Below are 26,371 nucleotides of genomic sequence, written 5' to 3'. Positions count from 1 at the left end.
ACTAGCGCTTGCAGGGCAGGTAGAGGCCGAGCTGGGCGTCCACCTGCACGTAGATGCGCAGGAAGTTCGGGTGGGGGTAGATGCCCGTCACCTCGGAGCGGAGCACCTGGCCGCGCACGCAGCCGAGGTCCTCCGAGAAGCTCATCTCGGTGGACATCTTGTCCTTCACCGCGGCGAGCCGCTCGGAGATGTCCACGCGCAGCGCCTGCCGGGCCTGGTCGCGGATGGACTTGTAGTCCAGGGCGAACTTGAGCTTGAGCAGCTCGCTGGCCGTGCCCGGGGTGATCTCCAGGTCGGGCACGGAGATCTGGTTGTCGATCACGTGCGGATGGCCGGCGAAGTAGATCTCCCCCTGCATCGGCACGGAGTAGCTGCCCACGCTGGCCTTGCCCCCGAGGTTCATCTTGATGACCACCGTGTCATCCGAGGGGTAGACCTGGGGATTCTCCATGTACAGCTCCGGGTGCGACTCGGAGAAGTGGAGCCGGCCCTTCATGGAGGCCTCGAGCGCCTTGGACAGCTCCTCGTAGCGGGCGGCCACGGGGATGACGACCTTGAAGGGGCCGGAGGGCAGGGTGGAGACGTTCTGCAGCAGGGGCATGGCCACCTGCGTGGCCGGAGGCGGCGGCGAGCCGGCGTCCGTGCTGGTGCCGCCATCGCTGGGGACGGCGGTGGTGTACATCGCCGTCTGCGTGCCCGCGTCCGGGCCCGGCGTGCCGCCATCCGAGCCCGTGGTGCCCGGGGTGTAGCTGGTGAACTGGGTGGTGCTCCCGGGAGCCGGTGTGGGGCTGGCCGCCTGGAGTCCCGCGTCGGTGACCGGGGTGCCGCCGTCGGTGCTCGTGGACTGGGTGAGGCTGGCCACCGGGGTGCAGGGCAGCGTCACCGAGGGCATCACGACGACGCCGAGGTCCTTCTCGAAGCCATCGGCGAGCATGGTGGGGGCGGCCTCCAGGCTCGTCACCTTCAGCTCGGCGCAGGCGAACTGGTCCCCGCCCACGGGAATCTCGATGGGGCGGGCGAGCCGGGAGAAGGCACTGGCGAGCAGCGGGCGCACGTCGAAGCGGAACTCGTCGAGCGTCTTGCCGATGAGCTCCTTGAGCTTGCCCTCGACGGTGCGGTTGACGGCGTCCACCGGGCCAGCGGCCACCACCTGCACCTCGGTGGATTGCAGCAGGGCCTTGAAGTCCGCCGTCATGACGGGCTCGCCGGCGATGGTGACGGTGATGGGCATCTCCCGCTCACCGAGCATGTTGAAGCGGCCATGGACGGGGACGCTCACCACCACGCGGCCGCGGTCGAACTTGATGGTCAGCGGCTCGCGCTGCCAGGTGTAGTGCAGCGTCTGGCCGGCGAAGAGCTGGGCATTGCCCTCGCCCGAGCGCGGCAGGCTCTCGGCCATCTTCTTGAGGAGCGCCTCGCGGAAGATGGTGGCGTGGATGACGATGCGCGAGGGCGGCGGATCCGACACCGGGCGCCCACCGTTGGCGGTGGGCGCAGGTGGCTGCAGGGTCTGCGACTCGATGCGCGGGCCGGCGCAGGATACGAGGGCCAACGACGCGAGGAGCGCGGGGAACGGACGGAAGCGCGACTGAGGCATGGCGAGGAGATACACCGCGAGTGTGGGCGCGGAGCATAGCCCATTCGCCCGGAGAACTTCAGCCCGCCGGGCGGGGAGGGCCGGGCGGCCATGAGATGGACGGGAAGAAGCGAGCAGGCATGCTCGTTGGAGCAGGGATTTTCCGTATTTACCCCAGTCTGGAGGCATCTCCTTCATGCGTAAGTTCCTCTTCGCCAGCGCGGGCGTGGCCGCGCTCGTGTCCGCCGGGTGCGCGACGACCAGCCAGGAGGTCCGCGAGGCGGCTCCCTCCTCTCCGGCCGCCCAGGGCGCCCCGGTGGCCCAGAGCGCCCCGGCCCAGGCCGCCCCGGTGCAAAACCCGCTGCTGGTCAAATGGACCGGTCCGTACGGCGGTGTCCCTCCGTTCGACAAGGTCCGGGTCGAGCAGTTCAAGCCCGCGCTCGAGGCCGCCATGGAGGAGTTCCGCCAGGAGATCGCCGCCATCGTCAACGACCCGGCCGCGCCCACCTTCGAGAACACCATCGCCGCGATGGAGTCCGTCGGGAAGACCCTCGACGACGTGGAGACGCTCTATGGCATCTGGGGCTCGACCATGAGCGGGCCGGAGCATCAGGCCATCCAGCGCGAGATGGCGCCCAGGCTCGCCGGCTTCGGTGATGAGATCACCCAGAACGAGAAGCTCTTCCAGCGCATCGAGGCCGTCTACCAGTCGCCCGACAAGGCGAAGCTGACGCCCGAGCAGCAGCGCCTGACGTGGCTGCGCTACACCAACTTCGTCCGCGCGGGCGCGAAGCTCGACGCCGAGGCGAAGAAGCGCCTGGCCAGCATCAACCAGCGCCTCGCCTCGCTCTACACCAGCTTCAGCCAGAACGTGCTGGCGGACGAGGAGAACTACGTCGTCGTCCTCGAGTCGGAAGCGGACCTCGCCGGCCTGCCCGACTCGGTGCGCGCCGGTGCGGCCGCCGCGGCCGAGGCACGCGGCATGAAGGGCAAGTGGGCCATCACCAACACGCGCTCCTCCATGGAGCCGTTCCTGACGTACTCGGCCCGGCGTGACCTGCGCGAGAAGGTCTGGCGCAACTACGTCAACCGCGGAGACAACGGCGACGCCCGCGACAACAACCAGATCATCTCCGAGGTCCTCCAGCTGCGCGCCGAGCGCGCGAAGCTGCTGGGCTACGCGACGCACGCCCACTGGCGGCTCGAGAACGCCATGGCGAAGACGCCCGAGCGCGCCATGCAACTGATGGAGGCGGTGTGGACGCCCGCCGTCGCCCGCGCCCGCGAGGAGGTCGCCGACATGCAGGCGATCGCCAACAAGGAAGGCGCGAAGCTGAAGATCGAGCCCTGGGACTACCGCTACTACGCGGAGAAGGTCCGCAAGGCGAAGTACGACCTGGACCAGAACGAGGTGAAGCCGTACCTGCAGCTGGAGAAGCTGCGCGAGGGCATGTTCTGGGTGGCGGGTGAGCTGTTCGGCTTCTCGTTCACGCCGGTGACCGACGTGCCCGTGTACCACCCGGACGTCCGTGTCTGGGAGGTGAAGGACAAGGCGAGCGGCAAGCACGTGGGCCTGTGGTACTTCGACCCGTACGCGCGGCAGGGCAAGCGCTCCGGCGCGTGGATGAACGCCTACCGGAGCCAGGAGCGGTACAAGGACGAGGTCACCACCATCGTCTCCAACAACTCCAACTTCGTGAAGGGCGCGCCGGGCGAGCCCGTGCTCATCAGCTGGACTGACGCGGAGACGCTGTTCCACGAGTTCGGCCACGCCCTGCACGGCCTGAACTCCAACGTGACGTACCCCACGCTCTCGGGCACGGCGGTGGCCCGCGACTACGTGGAGTTCCCCTCGCAGCTGCTGGAGCACTGGCTCTCCACGCCCGAGGTGCTGAACACGTACGCGCTGCACTACCAGACGGGCAAGCCCATCCCCGCGGCGCTGGTGGCGAAGATCGAGAAGGCCTCCAACTTCAACCAGGGCTTCGACACGGTGGAGTACCTGTCGAGCGCGCTGGTGGACATGAAGCTGCACCTCGCGGGCAGCCAGAAGATCGATGCGGACGCGTTCGAGCGCGACACGCTGGGGGCGCTCGGCATGCCGAAGGAGATCGTCATGCGGCACCGCACGCCGCAGTTCGGCCACGTGTTCGCGAGTGATGGGTACTCGGCGGGCTACTACAGCTACCTGTGGTCGGACACGCTCACGGCGGATGCCTTCGAGGCCTTCACCGAGGGCAAGGGCGCTTACGACAAGACGGTGGCCGATCGTCTGCGCAAGAACGTCTTCTCCGTGGGCAACACGGTGGACCCGGCCGAGGCCTACCGGAGCTTCCGCGGCAAGGACGCCGGCACCGACGCGCTGATGCGCAAGCGGGGTTTCCCGGTGAAGGGCGCGGCCCTGAAGAAGCCGGCGAAGTGAGCTGAGCCAGGCTGTTGTCATCCGGGGCCGGAAACCGCTGAGCGCTCAGGGGTTTCCGGCCTCGTTACGTTCGGGTTACCCACGGCGGCCCCGCGTCTTCGTACCTTGCCTGTCATCGGGTAGAGAGGAGACACATGGGTCGCTACGGGGTGTGGATGCTGATGGCCGTGTTGCTGAGCGGGTGGGCGGCGCACGGCGAGGAGCGGAAGGACGAGGGACGCTCGGGGGCGCTCCGCCTGGAGACCGAGCGCGCGGTCATCTTCAAGGACGGGTACGCGCTGCTGGTGAAACGCGCGGAGGCCGTCGCGGATGCGCGGGGGACCGTCTTCACGGAAGAAGTCCCCGAGAACGCCGTGCTGGGAACGTTCTGGGCCTGGAGCGAGCGCGGGCCCGCCATGCGCGCGATGCGTGCCGAGTGGGTGGAGCAGGAGGTGGACAAGGAGGAGCGTGGTGTGTGCTCGGAGCCGGCGGCGATCCTCGTCGCGAACCCGGGCAAGCGTGTCACCGTCGAGCTCGAAGGCGCCTCGCTGACGGGGACCGTCCTCCCCGTTCCGGCGGCGGCATTGCCCGCCGAGCAGCCTCGCTTCGTGGCCTCCGCGTACGAGCCTTCCGCCATGTCCGCCGTTGTCCCCTCCACCCAGATCGTCGCCCTGTCGGTGCCCGAGCGGGGCACGGTGGTGCTCTCGGGGCGGGACATCCGCCGCGTGGAGGGTCCGAAGCTCTCGCTCGAGTGCAAGCGGATGGTGCACGTCACCGAGCGGCGCAAGCGCCTCTCCCTCGACTTCGGCGCGGAGGCCGCTGGCAAGAACCTGTCGGTGCGGATCGTCTACTTCACGCCCGGGCTCCGGTGGATTCCCACGTACCGGCTCGACCTGAAGGACGGAGGCAAGGGGTCGCTCGCGCTCCAGGCCGAGCTGGTGAACGAGCTCGAGGACCTTCGCGGCTCCAACCTGGATCTCGTCGTCGGGGTGCCGAACTTCCGGTTCCGCGATGTCTCGTCTCCGCTGAGCCTCGAGGGCGTGGTGCGCCAGACACTGTCCCGGGCGGCGCCCTCGCTCATGAACTCCCTCAACATCGCGAACAACGCCACGTTCTCCCAGAACGTGGGCGAGTGGGAGGGCGGTGTGTCCCAGGCCCAGGGCGCGGTGCCGAGCATTCCCGAGTTCGGCGGGCGCGGCGAGTCTCCCGACTTCTTCATCCACTCCGTCCCGGCCATGGTGCTGCCGAAGGGGGCACGTGCCGTCGTGCCCCTGTGGAAGGAGGAGGTGCCCGTGCGCGACCTCTACACGCTCGACGTGCGGGTCCGGCGCGATCCGAGTTCGGACACGGTCCGGTATGGGGGCTCGGCCTCGTCGGGGCAGGTGTCGCCCCTGAAGCTCGCGCGGGGCGAGGTGTGGCATCAGCTCGAGCTGAAGAACGAGACGAAGTACCCGCTGACCACGGGGCCGGTGCTCGTGATGCGGGGGCAGGTGCCGCAGGCGCAGGAACTGCTGACGTACACTCCCCGGGGCGGGAGCACCCTGGTTCCGCTGACCATCGCCACGGACGTGCGCTCACTGCACGAGGAGACCGAGCTGGAGCGGAAGCAGGACGCGCTCAGGCACGACGGTGCCCAGTACGCCAGCATTCGCAAGAAGGGGACGCTCGCGCTGGCGAACCCGCGGGGCGAGCGCACGCCGCTGCGCATCCGCCTGTCCACGGGAGGCAAGGTGGAGCAGGTATCGGACGGCGGCCGCGTGAAGCTGGATGACTTCCGCCTCGAGGACTGGGGGAACACCGCGTTGGCCGCCGTGAACACCCACAGTGACGTCGAGTGGACGCTGACCCTGGAGCCGGGCGAGCGCCGTACACTCACCTACGAAGTCGGCTTCTGGCGCTGATTCGGAGAGGATGGAGGCCGCATGCCCGCGCGACGTGTTCTCGTGGTGGAAGACGATGCGGCCATCCGCCGGGGCGTGGTGGACGCGCTCCGGTTCCAGGGCTACGTGCCGCTGGAGGCCGCGACGTTCAAGGACGCGCTCGCGAGCGCCACACGGGACAGCTTCGAGCTGCTGCTGCTCGACCTGGTCCTCCCCGGGGGTGATGGCCTGGAGGTGCTCGCCGAGGCCCGGAAGGCCCGGCCGGCGCTCCCGGTCATCATCCTCACCGCGCGGGGGCAGGAGGACGACCGCGTCAAGGGGCTGCGGCTGGGCGCGGACGACTACGTGGTGAAGCCGTTCAGCGTGAAGGAGTTGCTCGCGCGTGTGGAGGCGGTGCTGCGGCGCAGCGCCGAGCGGCCGTTGGATGTGGAGGAGCTCCGCTTCGAGGGCGGGGTGGTGGACCTGCGCAAGTGCGAGCTGCGCTTCGAGGACGGCGCGGCGGAGCCTCTGTCCGAGCGGGAGCTGGAATTGCTGCGCTACCTCGGGCTCAACCGGGAGCGGGTCGTCTCCCGGGACGAGCTGCTCCAGCGGGTGTGGCGGTTGCCAGCGAGCCTGGCGCGCACTCGGACGGTGGACATGCACGTGGCGCGGCTGCGCGACAAGCTGCGCGATGACGCGGAGTCGCCGCGCATCCTCCTGACGGTGCGGGGCAAGGGGTACCGCTTCGCGGGTGGGGGGCCGGGGTGAAGCGGACACTGCCCATCTGGCTGGCGCTGGCCGCGTGTGTCGCGCTCGCGTGTGGTGCCCTGGCGTGGTTGAGCCTCACCACCGTGAGGCTCGAGCGGGCCGAGGTGAAGGCGCGGGCGGATGCGCTCGTGGAGGAGCGCGTCCGGCTGGCCCTGTGGCGCATGGATGGCCGGTTGGCGAGGCTCATCGCCCAGGAGAGCACGCGGGCCGTGGATGCCTGGGCGCCGTTCTACGTTCCGCTGCGCGCGTTCGACCCGGCGGGGGCGGCGCGTGAGCCCTCGGCGACGCGGATTGCCTCGACGCTGCTGTTCGGGACGCCCGAGGGGGTGCGGCTGCACTTCTCGTTCACGGGCGCTGGCCCGTTGGGATCTCCGCAGGTGCCGGGAGAAGCGCAGGAGCCGCTCACCCGGGCCGCGGGGGTCTCTCCCTGGCAGGTGAAGGAGTACGGCGCGCTCCTGTCCGAGCTGGAGGCGAAGTTGGACCGCCGGGTGTTGCTCGCGCTCGAACCGGGGGCACCTTCCGCCGAGGCCGTCATCGCGCCTCCGCGCGGGGTCATCGAGTTCGATCGCCGCATGTCCCAGGCCGCGATGAACGCCGCGTTCCCCGAGCCCCAGGGCGAGCTTCCCCTCACGACACTGGGCGCACATGACCGTGGTGTGACGGTGTCTCCCATGGTGCCCGTGTGGATGGGAGATGAGCTCCTGCTGGTGCGCCGGGTGGAGCACGCTCGGGGCGAGGTGGAGATGCAGGGCGCCTGGCTGGACTGGCCCCGAATCCGGACCCTCCTGCTGGAGGAGGTGAAGGACCTCTTGCCTGGAGCCTCTCTCGGCCGCGTGGAGTCAGGGACGGGGGACCTGCTCGAGCGCCGGCTGGCGTCGCTTCCGGTCCGGCTCGTTCCCGGTCCCGTCCACGTCGAGGTGGGACGTGGTGCCCCGGTGGTGTGGAGCCTGGGCGTGGCCTGGGGCGCCGTACTGCTCGCGCTCGTGGCGGTGGGCTTCCTGCTGTTCGGCGCGCTGTCGTTGAGCGAGCGCCGCGCCGCCTTCGTGTCCGCCGTCACGCACGAGCTGCGCACCCCGCTCACGACGTTCCGGATGTACGCGGAGATGCTGGCCGAGGGCATGGTGACGGACGAGGCGCAGCGCCGGAGCTACTACGAGACGCTGCACCGCGAATCCAACCGGCTCGCGCATCTCGTGGAGAACGTGCTCGCGTACGCGCGGCTGGAGCGCAAGCGCGCGCCTCGGGAGGCGGAGCCGGTGGAGCTCGGCTCGTTCCTGCGCGACAGTCTGCACCGCTCCGAGGAGCGGGCCCGGGAAGCGGGGATGCGGCTCGTCCTGGAGCTCGAGGAGGTGCTCGAGGCCGTGCCCGTGCTCGTGGAGCCCTCCGCGGCGGAGCAGGTGCTCTTCAACCTCGTCGACAACGCGTGCAAGTACGCACGGGGCGCGGAGGATTCGCGCATCCACGTCCGCGCCGAGCGGCGGGGCTCGCGGGTGGCGATCCTCGTGGCCGACCACGGCCCGGGTGTCTCGCGCACCGGCGCACGCAACCTGTTCGAACCGTTCTCGAAGTCCTCCGAACGCGCGGCCGAGTCCGCTCCTGGCGTGGGACTGGGGCTCGCGCTGAGCCGAAGGCTCGCCCGGGCCATGGGCGGCGAGCTGCGGTTCGAGCAGGGCAGGGGCCCGGGGGCCGTGTTCGCGTTCCTGCTGCGCTCGGGGTGAGGCTCAGGCGGACAGGTGCTCGATGAGCGTCTTGGTGCCGATGCCGATGAGCACGATGCCGCCGATGATGTCGAGCTTGCCCTCGAGCGACTCCCCGAACCGGCGTCCCACGCTCACGCCCAGCAGACACAGGCCGAAGGTGACTCCGCCAATGACGGCCGCCGCCGTCACCAGCCGCACGTCGAGCAGCGGCAGCGTGATTCCCGCCGCGAGCGCGTCGATGCTGGTGGCCACCGCCATGATCGCGAGCGTTCCGAGCTGGAATGGATTGCGCGCGGGGGCCTCACCCGGTTTCGGCGCGTCGGGCACTCCCGGGTGATGGTGGGTGATGGCCTCGTGGATCATCTTCCCCCCGATACCCGCGAGCAGCACGAAGGCGATCCAGTGATCCCAGGCGGAGATGACCTTCTCGAACTGGTGTCCCAGCGCCCAGCCGATGACGGGCATGACCGCCTGGAAGAGGCCGAACAGGAAGGCGAGCAGCAGGGCATCTCGCGCCCGGACGCGTGGTGCCGCCAGGGCACTCGCGACGGACACGGCCGTGGCGTCCATGGCCAGTCCCAGTGCGAGCATCAGCAGGGTCAACAGCGACATGCGTCCCCTTTTGCCCGATACCCCGGACACGCGGAAGCGCCATGCGCCCTCGATGCGCCTCACAGAGAGTTTGACTTGTTTTACTGCGGGTACAGTCTCAGGGAATGAGAAAAGACATGGCTTTACGTTCACGGCCGCGGTTCTGGCATGGGGCCGCCATCTGCCTGGGCCTTCTCGGAGTCTCCTGCTCGGACGTCGCCGAGGTGGGGCGAGCGGAGGCGGCGAACACTCCCACCACGAAGGCGCTGTCGGGCTCCGTGGAACTCTCCCCCAATGTCCTCGAGGGGGTGGTTCGTTTCGACAACGTCAACCCCGAGGTCCTCGCCATTCTTCAGACCGAGGGAATGGACTCCATTTCGGTCTCCGCCAACAGCCCATTGGGGTATTCCGCCAGCACCAATCCCGTGTCCGGCAGCAGCCTGAGCGCGCCCTATCAGCTCTTCGCCGAGGCCAGTGGTGGCGTGGGCAGCGTCACCTACTCCGTGAGCGCCACGGCGGTGGTCAACCGGGGGGGTCGAAGCGGCTCCCCTGGACGAGGCGATGGCCGGTACTGGTTCTCGCCACGGACAGCGACCCTGGCACCCGTCGCGGTTCAACCCGACGGTGTCAGCCTGGACATCACGGAGACGGTGGGCGTGGTGCGCATCCGCTTTGGCACCGACTCGACCTGTGCCACCCCTGTCCCCATCAAGAGTGCCTATGTGCGGACGGACCGCGGCTTTACCGTTCTGAACTACGGGTACAACCTGCCGGGTTACTCCCTGGGCTACTACCTGATGCCCGGAGGGACGAGCCTCACGGCCACCATCGACACGACGCTCGGCACCCGTGAGGAGTGGGATACCCTCACCTTCCGCAGCACCGTCGAGTTCCACGCGGGCCCGGACGAGATCCAGGACGTCTGCATTCCGATTCCCACGGGCGGCTCCGGGCTCCTGGGCGCCATCGAGACCCCCGTTCAGGTTTTCGGGCACACGCTGATCCCGCGGTCCCTCTTCTGGGCCTGGGATGGTCCTCAGAGCAACCGGCGTGTCACCTATGCCAGTGGTACCGCGCCGGTGGACCAGCCCTCCACGTGGTTGCGCCTCCCCAATCTCGCGCCAGGAGACTATGTGCCCCGGGGTGATGGCCTGCTCGACATGGGTGACCAGCAGGTGCAGTTCGTGACCCAATGGGAGGGCACACAGCGATGGAGCCGGACAACGGCCATCGCCGGGCAGACCGTGGACGCGAAGCAATCCTTTCCCGACGGTGAGCACTACCCGTTCGTCTCCCACCCCGGGCGCTTCGAGGGCAGCGTCCTGTTGTACGACCCGTACGTCGAGAGTCACCCCACCGCGCACAGCAGCCTGTCCAGTCTCTCCTTCCATACCCAGTTCCCCGTACCGAGCTGGCCTGGGGGAACCGCTCGCGGGCCCGCCGGCGGGACGAATGTCCACACCGCCGTGAACGGGGGCCTTTCGAGGACTTCCTTCTCGGACCGGTTCCAGGCGGCCCAGGGGTCACTCGCCAGCACCTATTCCCTGCCCGTGGTGGCTCTTTATGACCAGCCAGAGACCTGGCCGAGTCCAAATCTGGAGTTGAGGTTCGCCTCCGAGCCGCGGACCCTCATCAACGGGGTGCTCACCGACATCTATTACGATTCCAACTATCACTACCATTACGCTCATCCGGACATGGCGCCCCCGGCGACCTACCGGTTCGCCTATCTGAGGCTCTCCCCTTCGGCTCCATCGGTGGAGGTGCAGCCCGGGGCGAGCCATACGCGAGACCACCATTACTGCTTCAATGAGATACAGCTCCAGTACCGCGCCAGCAATGGAGCATTCGTGAACCCCGTCGCACACGTGGCGGGCCGCTTCGATGGCACGGACTTCGAGGGGAACACGGCTCATTACACCGGCGAGGGCTATGCCTACGGCACGCCCGCGGTGGGGGCCGCCCAACCGCTGTCTGTATTCCTTGCGGGACGAGCCGCGGAGGGGCGTGTCTCTTTCGCGCTGCCCCAGGGCTCGTGGCATGTCGTGGCGGGAGCGACCTTCGTCAACGCGGATGGAACTCCCAGCAGTGGAAGCTTTCCGGGCGTTGACCTGACGGTGGGGTGTGGGCAGCGCTTGGAGCCCCTGCCCGGATTGGCTGTCTCCATCAGCGTCCAGGCGGCCTGTGAGTCTGGCAACGCCGCGAGCATCACGGGGACGGTGGACAGCGGCTCGGCCCCGGTGGACCACATCTGGTACACGCTGGATGGACAGCTCTTCGAGTTGTGCACTGCCGGCTGCCCCAAGGACTTCTCCTTCACCGTGCCCCAGGCACACGCGGGGGCGGCCCTCACGGTGTATGCCAGCTCGTCCCAGGTGCAAGGGGTGGCCTCGGCCAGCGATACCGTGCCCGAGTGCCCGCCCGAGCCCTCCGAGTGCATCGAGGTGCGCTTGAGCGACTACAACCTCTTCCTGCTGGGGGACTACAGCGGCGGCCAGGATGTGCAGGGCCGTCTGGCGGCAGGCGGAAACGTCACCATGACGGACTTCTCGGTGGGCACCGCCCTGGCGAACCATGACATCGCCAACACGCTGGTGGCGGGCAATACCCTTCATCTCTCGAGCGGCGGAGTCTGGGGAGATGCGTGGTATGGGAATGGTTACAACGCGGATGCGTCGGTGGTGTACCCCCGAGGCGGTGTGTCACAGGGCTCGCCCGTGGACTTCGCGGCCCGGGGCACCGAGCTGCGCGCGTTGTCTTCCCGATTGGCCGGGTTGCCGGGCAATGGGCTGACGACCCTCGAGTCCTGGGGAGGCGTCATGCTGCTGGGCACGGATCCCGGGGTGAATGTCTTTGAAGTGGATGCGAGCGCCTTCACCGGAGCCGTGCTGTTGTCCATCAGCGCGCCCGCTGGCTCACTGGCGGTGATCAACATCACGGGCGACTCGGCCACCTTCAGCGCTTTCGGGCACATGTTCAGCGGGGGAATCGACCAGCACGGGGTGCTGTTCAACTTCGTCGATGCCACGGAGATCCATGCGAATGCCTACGGATTCTGGGGCACGGTGTTGGCACCCTACGCGCACGTCACCTTCAACGATGGAAGCTTCGATGGCGGCATCTACGCCCTGTCGATGACGGGCAACGCGGAGGGACACATCAACGCGTTGGCGGATCGGGACATCTGCCCATAGGGGCTCCTGGGAGCCGCCTTCACGCCCGCCATGGGCTCGAGCGTCACATGGCGGGCGGGGAGGGGACTACTCGTCCAGGGCGGGGTCCAGGAGGTAGGTGAGGCGCACGAGGAACTCGCGGCTGAACACGGGCATCGGGGCCTGGCCGCCGTTGTACGGCTGCGCGATCCGGAAGTCCGTCCCCAGCAGGTTGTAGACGCCCGCGCCGATGTTCAGCCCCTTGGTGCCCACGTTCTCGGCGTGCACGAAGAGGTTGACGAGTACCTGGGCCGGCAGCGTCCGCACCGTGGAGGTGCCCGCGTCATCCGGTGCGCTGACCGCGTAGCGCTCGCCCACGAAGACGGCCGTGGGGTTGATGGAGAGCCACGGCAGCGGCCTCACGTTGCCCGTGAGCGTGGCCTTGTGCGTGGGCAGGCCCGTGAAGGAGTCCGAGCGTCCGGGCACCAGGTAGTCCTCCACGTCATTGGTGCCGGACGGCGTGTAGAACGAGTAGCCGAGTGACACACGGCCCCAGCTCCCACGCAGGTGGTAGTCCAGCTCGATGCCGCGGCTGCCCAGCCGCCCCAGGTTCCGGTAGGCCTCGGTGTTCGTCTCGGCGTCGTAGGAGTAGATGATGGGGTCCTGGATGCCCACGTCGAAGGCGTTCACGCTCACCGTGTGGCCCTCGCCCAGCCGCAGGCTTCCCTCCAGCTCGAAGACGGTGGTGCGCTCCGGCCGGATGTTGTCGCCGAGGCTGATGTTCTCCACGCCGGGAGCGCGGAACGCGCGGCTGAAGAGCGCCTTGCCGCTGAACGGCCCGAACGAGCGCAGCAGCACGAGCCGCGGCACGAAGGAGTCCCCGAAGGCGCTGTGCCGGTCGTAGCGCGCGCCGGCCACCACCGTCACGATGGGGTTGTCCGAGAACGCCTCGATGAAGCCCGCGATGTTCTGGTAGGAGACCTGCTCCAGCCCCTCCTCCCCGAAAGCGGTCTGAAGGCCCACGCCGGCGGGGCCCTTCAGCAGGCCATGGTCGAACGCCACGTCCGCGCCTCCGGTGAGCTGGAGGAGCTCCAACGGGGCCCACCGCGCGACCAGGCGGCCCCGCAGCCGCCGCACCTGCTTGTCGTAGAAGAAGGGCGAGTCCTGATCCGCGTCGCGGTACGGCTCCTGGAGGGTGAGGTTGAGGCGGGGGATGATCTCCAGCTGCTCGCTCGGACGGAAGCGGTTGGTGAGCTCGGCGTGGAACGACTCGAAGTCGGTGGTGGCCGGCTCCGCCAGCACCTCGTCGAAGGCGACGACGGCCGTGGTGGCGTAGCGCTGGTACAGCATGCTGAGCTGCAAGTCTCGGTAGCCCACGCCCGCCTGCGCCGTGATGGGGTTGAGGTTCGTCTTGCCCCCCATGCCCACCGAGTTGCCGAAGAAGTCCTCGAAGATGGCGTCGCTGCGCTGGCCCTGGCCCACCGACGCGGAGGCGAACATGCTCAGCCCCGGCGCGCTCTCGAAGACCTTGCGCCCGGACATGGTCAGGCTCCGCCGCCCGTTCACGCTCGCGTACTCGCCATACGTGCCCGCCACCATCAGATCCGTGCTGCCCTGGATGCCCCGCGTGACGACGTTGATGACGGCCAGCTCCGCGTTGCCGCCGTAGATGACCGAGCCCGGCCCGCGCACCACCTCGATGCGCTCGACGAGCTCGATGGGGAACTCGTTGCCGAGCTGGAAGGTCGAGTAGAGCAGGTCGTTCATCTCCTTGCCGTCGATGAGCAGGAGCACCTTGCCTTCCTGGCCCCACAGCCCGCGGAAGCCGGGCCCGACGGCGCCCTGCACGTCCGCGCCGAAGAAGAAGCCCGGCACCATCAGCAGCACGTCCATCAGGTCCCGCGCGCCCGAGGCGCGAATGTCCTCGGCCGATACGGCGGTGACGACCGCGGGCGTGTCGTGCAGCCGGGTGGTGGCGAACGAGGCGACCTGGCTGTGCACCTCGGCTTCGTCGCCGAGGGGCACTTCCTCCGTGGTCGTCCCGGCTTCGGCCGGAGGTGCCTCCTGTCCGAACGTGGGTCCGGCGCACAGCAGGAGGAGCGACAAGGGCAATCCACGGCCAGGCAATCTGCGGTGGTGACGGGTGCTACGCATACGAACCTCACGACATGGGATGTGCTCGGGCCTCCCGGGAGGGGCCACGGCGCGGGCAGGGAGTGTGACGGTCTTGGCTCAGCGGACGCGGACGCTGGTGCTGCGGCCCGGTTCGACCTCGACGGTCATCCGCCGTTTCACCGCGCCATTGACGCGGATCTCCACCCGGGCCTGTCCGGCCGGGAGGTCCTTCGCCGTGACGGGCGGGAAGCCGTAGGGCCGGTTGTTGATCCACACCTCGCCGTAGAGGGCGGGCGAGGTGATGTCCAGGTTCCCCTTGCCCCCGGCCGCGGGGCGCGCCGTGGTGGCGGAGGCCTCCGATGGGGGACGGGGCTCGAGTGTCGCGGAGGCGGTGACGGTGGAGCCCGGCGAGGTGGCGGAGGCAGGGACCACCGGGGTGGGCGCGGCCACGGCCGTGGGCTCGGGTTGCGTCCGGGCGGAAGGGGGAGGCGGCGTGCTGGTTCGTGGCGCGAGCTCCGCCGTCAGGTCCCGGTTGATGGAGCGGACCTCGTCCGCTTCGATCTCCACGGTGTCCTCGAACAGCCGGCGCTCTCCCTGCGCGAGTGCCACGCGGTGGGAGCCAGCGCGCAGGGGCAGACGCGCGGGCGTGAGGTCCACCGCCTTCCCATCCACCATCACCACCATGCCCGGGGGCGTGGAGGTCACGAGCAGCAACCCACTGCGGGCCGCCTCGGGCACCGGCGGGGGCTCCTCCTTGGCGGTGGGTTTGGTGCGCAGGGCCACCCGGACGGGCTTCGCCTTCGACACCGGCCTGGCCACGGGCACGGGCTCGGGCTCGGGCTTCGCCGCTTCGGCCTGGGCCCGGGCCTGCTCGCGGCTCTGTTCGCGGCCCTGGAGATCCGAGGCGATGCGCAGCAGCTCCACGAGGTCGCCCTTGTCCTTGCGCAGGCTGAGCGCCTCGGTGAACTCGGCCACGGCCTTGTTGTAGTCGCGGTCTTCCAGAGCGGCGAGGCCCGCGGCTCGCCGGGCGCGCGCGAGGCCCGCGTTGGCTTCTTCCTGTGCGGAGGGATCCGGCGCCGCGGTGGGCCGAGGCTCGGTGGGGGAGGGGGCCGCGGGGGTGGGGCTGGCGACAGGGGCCGGGGCTTCCACGGACACCGGTGCGCGCCGGTTCCGCACCACCACGTACGCCACGGCGTTGATGGCGAGGGTGCCCAGCAGGATGATGACGATCCAGGTCTTTTGTTTCATCGACGTCTCTCTCGCTCCGGGAGGCAACCGCGCCGGGGCTCCTCGCATCGCGCGGGGCCGCGGCCGGTGCCTCTCAGGCGACGAAGGTCCAGAACAGGGCGCTGCCCACGGTCGCGATGGCCGCCGCTACGGCGATGCCCCAGGGGAACGCATTCCCCCCCTCCGGGGTCACCGAGATGGAGATCTCGTCTTCCACCGGGGCTGGGGGCCGCGCCTCCTCGCGCCGCGGAGGCGCCTTGGGCTTGGAGTCCGGAGTCGTGCTCGGGCTCCGGCCCGTGGTGCTCGAGCCCATGTTTCCGGGCAGGGAGCCCACCACGGGGACGGCCGTCGAGTGGCGGCCGGTCTTGTCGGGCGGGAACAACGTCGTCATCAGCGCGGCGATCTCACTGCCGCTCGACGTCCAGTTCTGCGCCGCGCGGAAGCGCTCCAGTTCCTCGTACACCTCGCGCGCGCTCTGGTAGCGCGCCTCGGGCTCCTTCGCGAGCAACCGGAGGATGATGCGCTCCAGGGTGGGCGGGAAGCCCGGGCTTACCTCGGACGGTGGAGGGATCTCCGCCCGCGAGGCGGCCATGATGGTCGCCTCGATGCTGTCTCGCTTGTACAGGCGGCGCCCCGTGGCGGCCTCGTACAGCACGATGCCGAGCGAGAAGAGATCCGAGCGATGATCCACGTCCTTGTTGGAGATCTGCTCCGGGGACATGTACGCGTACTTGCCCTTCACCACGCCGGCGACGGTGCGCTCGAGGTTGACGGTGCTCTTGACGATGCCGAAGTCCGCCAGCTTGATGATGCCGTCGCGCGACACCAGCACGTTGCCCGGGGTGATGTCGCGGTGCACCAGGTTCAGCGGCGTGCCATCCGGCAGCGTCTTGGTGTGCGCATAGGCGAGCGCGCTGGCCACCGCGATGCCCACGTCCACGGCCACGCGCGGGCCGAGCGGGAACGCCTCCTTCCACGCACGGCGCAGCACCCGGTCCAGTGCCGCGCCCTGAATCCACTCCATGGCGAGGTAGTACTGCCCGTCGATCTTCCCGAAGTCGAAGACCTGCACGATGTTCGGATGGGTCAGCAGCGCCGCGACCTTCGCCTCGTCGGCGAACATCCGGCTGAAGGCCTCCAGGCTCGCGTACTCCGGCAGGATGCGCTTGATGACGCACGTCTTGGAGAAGCCGTCCGGACCATCGATGGAGGCCAGGAAGATGTGCGCCATTCCTCCCAGCGCGAGTTGCTGGAGAAGGCGGTACTTCCCGAAGTACGACTCTTCTCCGGGTGTTGGTGCTGACGCGTCGAGCCTGTCCACCGCTGGCCTCAAGATCTGATGAGCTTGGAAAGCCTGGAAGCGTAACGGTGCTACACCTGTCCCACAAGATTGGGACCCCTCATCTGGGGCGTGCGGCCTCTTGCTGCCCGGAACGAAGGGGGAGTCCTGTTTTTTGAGAAATCGATTCCCGCTCACAAGGGAGAGCCGTTGTAGGCCCCCGTGGCCGCGCCATAGCCGATGAAGACGCTCACCATCCGGTTGCGCAGCATGGAGCGGGACTCGGCGCCCACCCAGAAGGTGGCGCTGCCGTTGTAGAGGTGGTTGGCGGGGCCGTGGCGGGGCAGGGTGAGGGCGAGCGCCATGCCGAGGGCGAGCTCGTCACTGGAGTGGCCGGCGAGGGTGAGGAGGGGCTGGAAGTTGGCGAAGTGTTCAGCGGGGCGGCTGCCCTCTCTGCCCTGGAGGACGGTGGCGAGCCAGATGGGGCGGGCCCAGACGCGCAGGCGCAGCATGTCGCCCAGGTTCATGGCGGCGGTGGCCTGGAGGTTCAGGGTGAAGAAGGCCGGGGAGGCGAGGGGCTTGCGTCCTCCGCCCTGGAGGCCGGCGCCGCCCAGCAGGCCGAATCCCACGGGGCCCAGCCAATACCCGAGTCCGAGCCCGAGGCTGTGCTCCCACAGGTCGGTGGGGCCGTACAGGGCGAGGTCGCTGGAGAAGGCCAGGGGAAAGCCCTGGAAGGCGACGCAGTCATAGCGCAGCCGCCCGCCGAGCCGTGGGCCGGGTTCGAGCCCGAGGCCCGCGGCGTCATCCAGGCGGGTGACGGCGAGGGCGGCGTTCAGATCACTCAGGAGCGCGAGCTCCCCGGCGCGCGCGGTGGGCGCGGCCACGAGGAGGAGGAGGACGAGGAGGGGCATGGCCGCATCCTACTGAGCGCACCATGCCCCGGGGAGGCGCTATGCCCCCGTGCGGTGCATGTACTCGATCAGATCGATCTTCGTCACGATGGCGAGGATCGTCTCGCCGTCCTTCACCACCGCCACCTTGTCCTGGTTGAAGACCTCGCGCAGCCGCGTGAGGCTCGTCTCCGGCGACACCACGCCCTGCAGCGGCGCCACGATGCTGTCGATCGTGTCCGCGAACTTCGCCTTGTTCGCCACCAGCGCGTTGAGCAGGTCGTACTCGTGGATCATCCCCACCGCCCGGCCGTCCTCGCTCATCACCGGCATCTGGCTGATGCCGTGCTGGCGCATGGCCTCCACCACCTGGTCCACCCGCTGGCCCTTGCGCGCCGTGATCACCGCCCGCTTGCCGTTGAGCAGCTCGCGCACCGTGCCCGCGCCCTTCTCCTCCAGGAAGCCGTTGTCGCGCATCCACTCGTCCGAGTGGAACTTGCTGACGTAGCTCATGCCGGTGTCCGGCAGGACGACGACGATCGTCTTGCCCTTGCCCACTTCCTTGGCCAGCTGCACCGCCACGTGCACCGCCGCGCCCGCCGAGCCGCCCGCGAAGATGCCCTCCTCGCGCGCCAGCCGCCGCGCCGCCACGAAGCTCTGACGGTCATCCACCTGCCGGATGTCGTCCACCACCTTGAAGTCCATGGCACCGCACAGCATGTCCTCGCCGATGCCCTCGACCTTGTACACGTGCGGCTCGGTCAGCTTGCCCGTCTTGAAGTAGCCCTCGTACACCGAGCCCTCCGGGTCCACGCCCACGTTCTTCAGGCCCGGAATCTTCTCCTTCAGGAACTTGCCCGCCCCGCTCATCGTGCCGCCCGTGCCCAGGCCCGACACGAAGTAATCAATCTTCCCGTCCGTCTGCTCGTAGATCTCCGGACCCGTCACCTTGTAGTGGGCCTCGATGTTGTCCGGGTTGTGGTACTGGTTGAGCATGAACGCGCCCGGCGTCTCGCGGTGCAGCCGCTTGGCCGTCTCGTAGTAGCTGCGCGGATCCTCGGCCGGCACGTTCGTCGGCGTCACCACCACCTGCGCGCCCATCGCCTTCAGGCGGTTGATCTTCTCCAGCGACATCTTGTCCGGCATCGTGAAGATGCACTTGTAGCCCTTCACCGCCGCCGCCAGCGCCACGCCCATGCCCGTGTTGCCGCTCGTGTTCTCCACGATGGTGCCGCCGGGCTTGAGCTTCCCCTCCTTCTCGGCCTTCTCGAGGATGTAGAGGGCCATGCGGTCCTTGATGGACGCGCCGGGGTTCATGAACTCGCACTTGACCAGGACGGTCGCGTCATTGGGGCCCACCAGCCGGTTGAGCTTCACCAGGGGCGTGTGGCCGATCGCGGAAAGAATGTTGTCGTGGATTTCCATCTGAAGCTCTCTATAGGGAAGGAGAGAAACCGGCGTCCTTATAACTGCCCCGGTGGTGCCGGTCGACCTCGGCCGGCTGCCCGCCCCCCTCTTCGAGGAACACCTCCGCGCCCCTTCCCCTTTCCGACACGGTGCGGCGAGGCCGGGGAGCGGCCAGCGGGCGGCCATCCGGGCCCCGGGTTCCTCTTGTCGGGCATACGACCGCTCGTGAAAGGTCCCTCCACAGGGGCTTTGACCCCGGTGCGCCGCACTCCCATACTGCCGCGCCTCCTCTCACGAACCTCCCAGGAGAATCGTCTACTTATGGAAATCGAGGCCGCGCTTCGCGACCAGGTCGGGAAGGCCATCGGCCGTCCCGTGCCCCAGGCCCCCATCAAGAAGCTCAAGGGTGATGCGAGCAACCGCTCGTACTACCGCGTGGGGACAGCCCCCGAGAGCTGGGTGGTCATGGTGATGCCCCTGGATGCCTCGAAGAAGAGCGAGGAGGCCTCCAAGGGCGAGCCGCCCAAGGAGCTGCCCTTCGTCAACGTCCACCGCTACCTGGAGAAGCTGGGCATCCGCGTGCCGCGCATTCTGCGCTACGACGAGCCCGCCGGGATGATGGTGCTGGAGGACCTGAGCGACGTCACCTTCGAGGCGGCGCTCGAGGGCGGCAAGAACAACCAGGCCCTCTACACCCGCGCGGTGGATCTGCTGGCCCGCATGCGCGCCCAGGCCGAGCGTCTGTCCGACCCGGACTGCCTCGCCTTCACCCGGGCCTTCGACGAGGACCTGTACGACTGGGAGCTCCACCACTTCCGCGAGTGGGGCCTCGAGGTGTGGAGCGGCAAGAAGCCCACCGACTCCGAGCGCGCCGAGCTGGACCGGACGTTCCGCGACATCGCGAAGCAGCTGGCCGCCGCGCCCCGGGGTTTCACGCACCGGGACTACCAGAGCCGCAACATCATGATGAAGGACGGCGAGCTGGTGGTCATCGACTTCCAGGACGCGCTCCAGGGCCCGCGCCAGTACGATCTGGTGGCGCTGCTGCGCGACAGCTACGTGGAGCTGGACCGGGGCTTCGTGGACACGATGCTGGACCGGTACATCGCCACCTTCGGCGAGGTGACGGGCGAGCGCATCGACGCGAAGTCCTTCAAGGCCTTCTTCGATCTGCTCACCATCCAGCGCAAGCTGAAGGACGCGGGCCGCTTCGAGTTCATCAACCGCGTGAAGGGCAACCCGGGCTTCCTGGTGTCCATCCCCGCGTCGCTGCGCTACGTGCGCGATGCGTTCAAGCTGCGGCCGGAGCTGAGCGAGCTGCGGAAGCTGATCGCGAAGTACGTGCCCGAGGTGGGCTGACAGGAAGGGGAGGGGCGGCACATGAAGGCAATGGTCCTCTGCGCGGGGCTGGGTACGCGCCTGCGTCCGTTCACCGAGCGTTGGCCCAAGCCGGCGATGCCGTTCCTCGGGCAGCCCCTGTTTCGCTACCACCTGGCGGTGCTGCGGAGCGCGGGAGTCCAGGCGGTGGGCATCAACACCCACCACCTGCCGGACGTCATGGCGGCCACCGCCCGCGCCGAGTGCGAGCGGGCCGGCCTGCCGCTGCACGTGGTGCACGAGCCCGTCATCCAGGGCACCGGCGGCGGCATCCGCGGCCTGCGCGACTTCCTCGCGGGGGATGACTTCATCGTGTTCAACGGGGACATCCTGTTCCCGGTGGAGCTGCGTCCCGTGGTGGCGGCGCACCGGGCCTCGGGCGCGGCGGCCACCATGGTGCTGCTGCCCATGCCGGAGAACGAGAAGTACGCCGCGGTGGAGATGGACGCGCGGCAGCGCGTGCGCCGCATCGCCAGGTTCGGTCCCGGGGGTGAGGGGCTCTCGCCCTGGCACTTCACGGGCGTGCACATCATGTCCTCGCGCGTCTTCGACTTCATGACGCCCGAGGGCCCCGAGGACATCAACCGCGACGTCTACGTGCGGATGATGGAGGCGGGCCTCACCGTGCGTGGCGAGGTGGTGCGCTCGTACTGGTCCGACCTGGGTACGCCCTCGCGCTACCTGTCCACGGTGCGCGATGTGCTCTCCGGGCAGGTGCCGCTGGAGGGGCTGGGCACGGACTCACCGTTCGCCGCGGCGCCGCGTGCGCAGGGGAACTACTGGGCGAATACCTCCGCCCACGTGGGGGGAGCGCAGGTGACGGGTCCGGCGCATCTGGACGCGGAGTGCTCGCTGGCGGACGGGGTGCGCGTGGGCGCGTTCGTGTCCGTGGGCGCGAGGGCCCTCGTGGGAGCGGGAGCCCGGCTCGAGCGCTGCGCCATCCTGGAGGGGACCGAGATTGCTCCGGGTGAGGAACTGGCCGAGGTGATGGCCTGGGGGGCACATCGGGTGCCCGCGCCGCTCAGCGCGTAGCGCTCGCTCGACTACAAGCGTGAAGAGTGCGTGTGATAGGACACGCACCATGGCGCCTGGACAGCCTACTCCGCTGCAACTGCCGGCCTTCCTGCATGGCATCTACCCCGCGGTCCACCAGAAGACGAGGAAGGAGGGCCTGCGGTGTGGCGAGCAGTACCGCAAGGATGGCACGTTCCCCGCTCCCCGTCAGATGCTGGAGGTGCCCCCTGGAGAGGTGGTGGTGGCGCACGAAGTGGTCGATTTCCAGCGCGAGCGCCCAGCCTGGCGGCTGTACATGGTGTTCAATGTGATCAGCGGTTTGTGCGAGTCCTTGGACTGGCAGAACTCGTTTCATGTGGGCGATACCTACGAGGCGTACTGTCGCCAGACAGCCTGGGGCGCACTGTACTTCGCGATCGGGCAAACAGCCCCGATGAGCGCCGAGCGTGTGGCACTCCGCCTCCGGGCGGTGCTGCGCTTCTGGGAAGCGCTCCAATCCGCCCGCTACCTCTTCAAGAACCTTGGTGCCGCGCTCACCCTGGAGGAACTGATGGTGGCCTCCTGCGACTGGGCGATGGATGCATGGTGCCCGGTGGGAGAGGCCTCGGTGCGCGCGCGCCTGGAGACAGCGGCGGAGCGCATGGCGCGGGCGACCCGGGAGGACAGCATGGAGGCAATCCTCCGAGAAATGCCGCGAGCCCTCGCGTATGCACGCAACTTGAAGCACCGGGACGTGGTGGCCGAGCCCTCATTCCAGCGACAGCGCCTCGCCGCGCTCGACTCACAGGCTTTCGAACGGGTGTCCGGTGCGTGCACGTCGGAGTTGCTGGGGCAGGTGTATGCCTGGGACCGGCAACTCGGAAGACAATAACTCCTCTTGGGGAGACGTGGGAGCGCGTCACCTGACTTTGAAGGACATGGTCTTTCCGCGGCTCGTGGCTTCTGCTCTCACCTGACCGCGCGCCTGGCTGAGTGAGCGGAGCGGGAGGTGCCCATGAGTGCCGGCGTCTGGTGTCTTTCCCTGGTCCGGGTCGCTCGGTGTGGAGCGGCCCTGCTCTTCGCGTGGGTGCTCGCTGGCTGTGCCACGATTCCAGGCAAGCAGGTGACTCCTGCCTGGGGCGCGGAGGCACCACGGTTCACCTCGCCGTCCGTCTTCGCTCCGCCGCCGAGACTCCTGCTGGCCGCGAGCGATGGCCCGGCGATGGGGGGATCGCCCACCGGCCCGGCTGTGCAGGGCTACAACGTCCCCGGCCGGAATCCGAATTCGCAGATGCCCTACGAGTTCTTCCTCGGCAACGCCGCACACCGGTTGATTGCCTATATGTACGGCGTGAATCACCCGGGCAACCAAGTCTTCTACAACACCAAGCCAATCGTTGACGTCCTGCAGGGTAGAAAAATCGGCGACCCATCCCGTTTGCTTCCGAACGAGCGGAACCTACGCCCGGACATCACCGACGTCACTGATGTGACCGCTCTGTATGTCTTCGAGATCAAGCCTTGGAATGATCAGGGCCTCCAGGAAGGCAGGCAGGAAATGCGGACCTACCTGGCCGCACTGAATCGTGCTGTAGTGCCCGAAGCAATCTTCTCAGGTGGCACGGACTTCCGAGGCGAGGTGCTGATCCGCTTTGCGCGGGGGCAATACATCTGGCGCCTGGAATGGCAGACCACCGAGCCAGGAGTGGTCCAGTACCGTTGGACCCGCAGCCAGCATCGCTTCGAATCCGAGGTGGCGGCGTATGAGGCCGGGCAGTGGGTGGAACTCACCGAGCAGGAGATGAAGCAGTACGGCGGGTGGGTGGGACAGGCCGTGGAAGGCATGGTCAGTCGACGTGAACGGCTCGCCACCTTCAGCGGGGCCGTTGGCGTCGTCATCGAGGTCGTGGGCAACGCCGCGACGGGTTTCTTCTCGGGTGCGATTTTCGGACGGATGGGCTCGGGCTCTGGGGCCCAGCAGCCCCCCACCCAGGGAGGTGGACAGGTCATCCCCTTCCCAGCCAGGCCTCCACCCACCGCCCCTCCAGCACAGGTGCCCGCCGCCGCGGGCATGTCCCTTCCTCCATGAGGAACTTCACCCACGCGAGGGCGCTGGCCAGGGTTCTCGCGGCAGTCTCCGATGACGTGAGCGACAGTCCGAGGGCGTACGTGAGCGCGAGCAGGGGAGCGGTGGCGAAAACCCGATCATGGGAGTCAACGCGCCCCTCCGGAACGTTGGCCGCGGCGCGACTGGCCGCGGACCGTCAGCTGCCGTGGAAGCGCGCCAGCACACAGGTGACGTTGTCGTTGCCACCCGCCGCGTTGGCCATGTCGATGAGCTGCGAGCACGCCTTCTCCAGCTCCGTCGTGCGCGTGAGGATCTCCTGCATCTGCGGGTCCGTCACCATGCCGGACAGCCCGTCCGAGCACAGCAGGAAGACGTCGCCCGGCTGCACCTCCACCTTCGCCACGTCCACCAGCACCGTCTCCTTCATCCCCAGCGCGCGGACGATGACGTTCTTGTGCGGGAAGTTCTCGATCTCCTCCGGCGAGAGCTTCTTCGCCTTGAGGTAGTCGTTGAGCAGCGAGTGGTCCTCCGTTACCTGCCGCAGCACGCCCTGGCGGAAGTAGTACACGCGGCTGTCGCCCACGTGCCCCACGTACGCCGCCGAGTCCGTGAAGTGCGCCGAGACGATCGTCGTCCCCATGCCCTTGTATTTCTGGTCCGAGCTGGCCTTGTCGAAGATGCTCTTGTTCGCCAGCTTGATGCCCGTGGCCAGCCGGTTCTCGTCGTAGTTGCGGCCCTTGTCCATCTTGAACGGCCACGTGGCGTCCTGGTCCTTCGACGTCATCCGGAAGAACTCGCCCAACTCCTCGACGGCGATCTTCGAGGCGATCTCCCCGGAGGAGTGTCCGCCCATCCCGTCGGCGACACAGCACAGGTTCTCGTCGGTCAGAATGAGGTAGTTGTCCTCATTGTGGTTCCGCTTCATCCCGACATGGGTGTGGCCAGCAACCTCGATGCTCATGCTCGCGGAGTCTCCAACGTGTCCAGGTTGTGCCGTGGACGGGGGGGCAGGTTAACAAAGCGCGATGAAAGGGGTCAAAACCCCAGAAGCCCGGATGGCTGGTCTGTTCACTCCCATTCGGGGTTCAGACCACCGGCTCGAAGACGAGCCGGTCCCCCTCCCGGGTGCCGCTCGCCTGCAGGGCCCCCGCCGGCAGCTCCAGCACCGACTTCGCCTGGAAGTACACCGAGGTCGCTCGCCAGGGGGGCAGGGCCACGAACTGCTTGACGATGACCCCGTCCCGGTCGAGGAAGGCCACGTCGATGGGGATGCGCATGAAGAAGGTATGGATGGAGTTGCAGGGCATGATGTGCAGCCCCTCCCCGAAGGCCAGCGACTTGCGGCCCATCAACCCCACGAACCGGTCCGCGAAGGACTCGGCCCGCTCGGCGCGGTCCGCCAACAGCCGGTCCCGTGTCACATTGTTCACCTTCAGGCGCATGCAGCGCCTTCTACCCCATGCTCCAGCCCCTGGCGCGCCCCTTCCACCTCGTCCTCGTCTCCCCCCAGATTCCCCCCAACACCGGGAACATCGCCCGGCTGTGCGCCGTCACCGGGTGCCGCCTCATCCTCGTGGAGCCCCTGGGCTTCTCCATCGATGACCGCCACCTCAAGCGCGCCGGGCTCGACTACTGGGACAAGGTCTTCCTGAAGCTCTACCCGGACTACGACGCCTACCTGGCCGAGTGGCCCTCGGCCAGGCGCTTCCTGTTCTCCGCCCGCGCCGCTACATCCCTGTACGAGGCCCGCTTCGAGGAGGGGGACCACCTCGTCTTCGGCTCGGAGACCCAGGGGCTGCCGCAGGACATCATCGGGGGGGGCTCGGGCACGGCCGTCACCATCCCCATGCTGCCCGAGCGCCGCAGCCTCAACCTGTCCACCTCGGTGGGAATCGCGGCCTATGAGGCCCTGAGACAGGTGCGATTCGGCGCGGCGGCCGGGCGGGCGGGCACGCCGAGTTGAGGGGAGGGGCGGAAGGACTACACTGGGGGCCGCATGCCCCCCTCGCAGGTCGCCGAAACGCTGTACTCCGCCCACAAGTCCCGCTCCACCGGCCGGCTCACGCTGCACGCCGGGGGGAGAGAAGCGCTGCTGTTCCTCCAGGGGGGTGACCTGGTGGGGACGCGGCTCGGCTTCGGCTTCCAGACGCCGGTGCAGGCGCTGATGCAGGCCGGGCGCATCCGCGCCGGGTTGCTGGATGCGCTGTGGGCCCGGGAGAGCGCGGGCGCGCCGGACGAGGAGTTGCTGGAGGAACTCGGGCTGGCGCCGGACGCGGTGGCGGAGCAGAAGGTGCTCGCCGAGGTGCGGCGGTTGAGCCAGCTGGCCGAGCGCGCCGCATTCGAGGAGGGCGGGGTGGAGGAGATGTTCCGCCCCATTCCGGGGACGCGCGTGGTGCGCGCCGCCCTCGAGCCCGCGGGTTCCGAGGCTCCCGAGCCTCGAATGTACCGCTGCGAGGATCCGGGGCTGTGTGCTCCGTGGGTGGCCAGCGCGGAGGAGATGGCCCTCCTGCTGAAGCTGGCGGAGTTCCAGCGGTTGGACGGGCTGAAGCCCACCCAGGAGGTGCTGCTCCACGTCCTCGAGCGCGAGGGTCTCGTCGAGTCGCTGTCCATCGAGGCCTGGGAGGCCCGGGAGCAGGCCCGGCGCGAGGAGGAGGCCCGGCGATTGGCCGAGGAGGCGCGGCGCGCCGAAGAGGCACGGCTGGCGGAAGAAGCTCGGCTCCGGGCGGAAGAAGAGGCACGGCTGGCCGAGGAGGCTCGGTTGGCGGAAGAGGCCAGACTCGCCGAAGAGGCACGGCTGGCGGAAGAGGCGCGGCTGGCGGAAGAAGCTCGCCTCGCCGAGGAGCGACGGCTGGCCGAAGAGGCACGGCTGGCCGAAGAGGCACGGCGTCGGGCAGAAGAAGAGGCGCGGCTGGCGGAAGAGGCTCGACTCGCCGAGGAGCGACGGCTGGCCGAAGAGGCACGGCTGGCC

The 26,371-nt window shown here is 68.6% G+C and carries 19 protein-coding genes and 1 pseudogene; 11 read left to right on the top strand and 9 right to left on the bottom strand.

The genetic code is table 11. The annotated features are described in order from the left end of the window. Position 1: 1 nt before the first annotated feature. Complete coding sequence (locus Q664_RS05390) at positions 2–1,597, bottom strand: DUF4403 family protein (protein ID WP_160174343.1); 1,596 nt, start codon at positions 1,595–1,597, stop codon at positions 2–4. Between the two features lie 175 nt (positions 1,598–1,772). Between Q664_RS05390 and Q664_RS05385 the strand changes: the two genes are divergently transcribed. From Q664_RS05385 to Q664_RS05370, 4 genes are all read left to right on the top strand, one after another. Next, entirely contained in the window at positions 1,773–3,998 is a 2,226-nt protein-coding gene (locus Q664_RS05385; RefSeq protein ID WP_043390562.1) for a M3 family metallopeptidase, read from the top strand. Between the two features lie 134 nt (positions 3,999–4,132). Further along, a complete protein-coding gene (locus Q664_RS05380) occupies positions 4,133–5,878 on the top strand; it encodes a hypothetical protein (protein WP_043390559.1) in 1,746 nt (581 codons plus the stop codon). Between the two features lie 21 nt (positions 5,879–5,899). Next, positions 5,900–6,604, top strand: a complete 705-nt coding sequence (locus tag Q664_RS05375) for a response regulator transcription factor (protein ID WP_043390556.1) — start codon at positions 5,900–5,902, stop codon at positions 6,602–6,604. Beyond that, positions 6,601–8,322 (top strand): sensor histidine kinase, encoded by a 1,722-nt coding sequence (locus Q664_RS05370; protein WP_043390554.1) that lies wholly within the window; start codon positions 6,601–6,603, stop codon positions 8,320–8,322. The genes Q664_RS05375 and Q664_RS05370 overlap by 4 nt, the downstream gene beginning before the upstream one ends. Before the next feature lie 3 nt (positions 8,323–8,325). Here Q664_RS05370 and Q664_RS05365 read toward each other — a convergent pair whose 3' ends face one another. Then, a complete protein-coding gene (locus Q664_RS05365) occupies positions 8,326–8,916 on the bottom strand; it encodes a manganese efflux pump MntP (protein WP_043390552.1) in 591 nt (196 codons plus the stop codon). Between the two features lie 116 nt (positions 8,917–9,032). On the opposite strand from Q664_RS05365, the gene Q664_RS56085 reads away from it, so the two are divergent. After that, positions 9,033–12,089, top strand: coding sequence for a choice-of-anchor A family protein (locus tag Q664_RS56085; RefSeq protein ID WP_235216568.1), 3,057 nt, complete (start codon positions 9,033–9,035; stop codon positions 12,087–12,089). A 66-nt stretch (positions 12,090–12,155) separates the two neighbouring features. Here Q664_RS56085 and Q664_RS05355 read toward each other — a convergent pair whose 3' ends face one another. The 5 genes from Q664_RS05355 to Q664_RS05335 all read right to left on the bottom strand — a co-directional run bounded on the left by Q664_RS05355 (position 12,156) and on the right by Q664_RS05335 (position 18,983). After that, the gene (locus Q664_RS05355) at positions 12,156–14,153 is read right to left on the bottom strand and encodes a TonB-dependent receptor plug domain-containing protein (protein ID WP_235216567.1); all 1,998 of its coding nucleotides are present in this window, start codon (positions 14,151–14,153) and stop codon (positions 12,156–12,158) included. A 126-nt stretch (positions 14,154–14,279) separates the two neighbouring features. Beyond that, complete coding sequence (locus Q664_RS05350; RefSeq protein ID WP_043390547.1) at positions 14,280–15,410, bottom strand: PEGA domain-containing protein; 1,131 nt, start codon at positions 15,408–15,410, stop codon at positions 14,280–14,282. Positions 15,411–15,483: 73 nt separating this feature from the next. Next, entirely contained in the window at positions 15,484–16,620 is a 1,137-nt protein-coding gene (locus tag Q664_RS05345) for a serine/threonine-protein kinase (protein WP_043390546.1), read from the bottom strand. 242 nt (positions 16,621–16,862) lie between these two features. Beyond that, positions 16,863–17,579 (bottom strand): hypothetical protein, encoded by a 717-nt coding sequence (locus Q664_RS05340; protein WP_043390544.1) that lies wholly within the window; start codon positions 17,577–17,579, stop codon positions 16,863–16,865. A 39-nt stretch (positions 17,580–17,618) separates the two neighbouring features. Then, complete coding sequence (locus tag Q664_RS05335; protein ID WP_043390541.1) at positions 17,619–18,983, bottom strand: pyridoxal-phosphate dependent enzyme; 1,365 nt, start codon at positions 18,981–18,983, stop codon at positions 17,619–17,621. A gap of 303 nt (positions 18,984–19,286) precedes the next feature. Between Q664_RS05335 and Q664_RS05330 the strand changes: the two genes are divergently transcribed. The 4 genes from Q664_RS05330 (at position 19,287) to Q664_RS05315 (ending at position 23,424) form a co-directional block, all read left to right on the top strand. Next, on the top strand, positions 19,287–20,324 hold the full coding sequence (locus tag Q664_RS05330; RefSeq protein ID WP_043390539.1) for an aminoglycoside phosphotransferase family protein: 1,038 nt from the start codon (positions 19,287–19,289) through the stop codon (positions 20,322–20,324). A 21-nt stretch (positions 20,325–20,345) separates the two neighbouring features. Next, positions 20,346–21,374, top strand: a complete 1,029-nt coding sequence (locus tag Q664_RS05325; protein ID WP_043390537.1) for a nucleotidyltransferase family protein — start codon at positions 20,346–20,348, stop codon at positions 21,372–21,374. Positions 21,375–21,423: 49 nt separating this feature from the next. After that, complete coding sequence (locus Q664_RS05320; protein ID WP_043390535.1) at positions 21,424–22,227, top strand: hypothetical protein; 804 nt, start codon at positions 21,424–21,426, stop codon at positions 22,225–22,227. Between the two features lie 123 nt (positions 22,228–22,350). Continuing rightward, positions 22,351–23,424 carry a hypothetical protein gene (locus tag Q664_RS05315; protein ID WP_152621927.1) on the top strand — a complete coding sequence of 358 codons (1,074 nt, stop codon included), beginning with the start codon at positions 22,351–22,353 and terminating at the stop codon, positions 23,422–23,424. A gap of 175 nt (positions 23,425–23,599) precedes the next feature. Here the strand turns inward: Q664_RS05315 and Q664_RS05310 are convergent, their stop codons facing one another. Then, the gene (locus Q664_RS05310; RefSeq protein WP_043390531.1) at positions 23,600–24,364 is read right to left on the bottom strand and encodes a Stp1/IreP family PP2C-type Ser/Thr phosphatase; all 765 of its coding nucleotides are present in this window, start codon (positions 24,362–24,364) and stop codon (positions 23,600–23,602) included. A 124-nt stretch (positions 24,365–24,488) separates the two neighbouring features. After that, positions 24,489–24,845, bottom strand: a complete 357-nt coding sequence (locus tag Q664_RS05305; RefSeq protein WP_043390530.1) for a DUF192 domain-containing protein — start codon at positions 24,843–24,845, stop codon at positions 24,489–24,491. Between the two features lie 17 nt (positions 24,846–24,862). On the opposite strand from Q664_RS05305, the gene Q664_RS05300 reads away from it, so the two are divergent. Both Q664_RS05300 and Q664_RS05295 read left to right on the top strand, forming a co-directional pair. Beyond that, complete coding sequence (locus tag Q664_RS05300; RefSeq protein WP_043390529.1) at positions 24,863–25,366, top strand: tRNA (cytidine(34)-2'-O)-methyltransferase; 504 nt, start codon at positions 24,863–24,865, stop codon at positions 25,364–25,366. 33 nt (positions 25,367–25,399) lie between these two features. After that, positions 25,400–26,371, top strand: a pseudogene (locus Q664_RS05295) (molecular chaperone DnaJ); the annotation flags it as partial.

The organism is Archangium violaceum Cb vi76 (genome assembly GCF_000733295.1).
GTDB classification, from domain to species: domain Bacteria; phylum Myxococcota; class Myxococcia; order Myxococcales; family Myxococcaceae; genus Archangium; species Archangium violaceum.
Note: the sequence above shows the minus strand (reverse complement) of the source record. Positions and strands in the feature narration are given on the sequence as shown.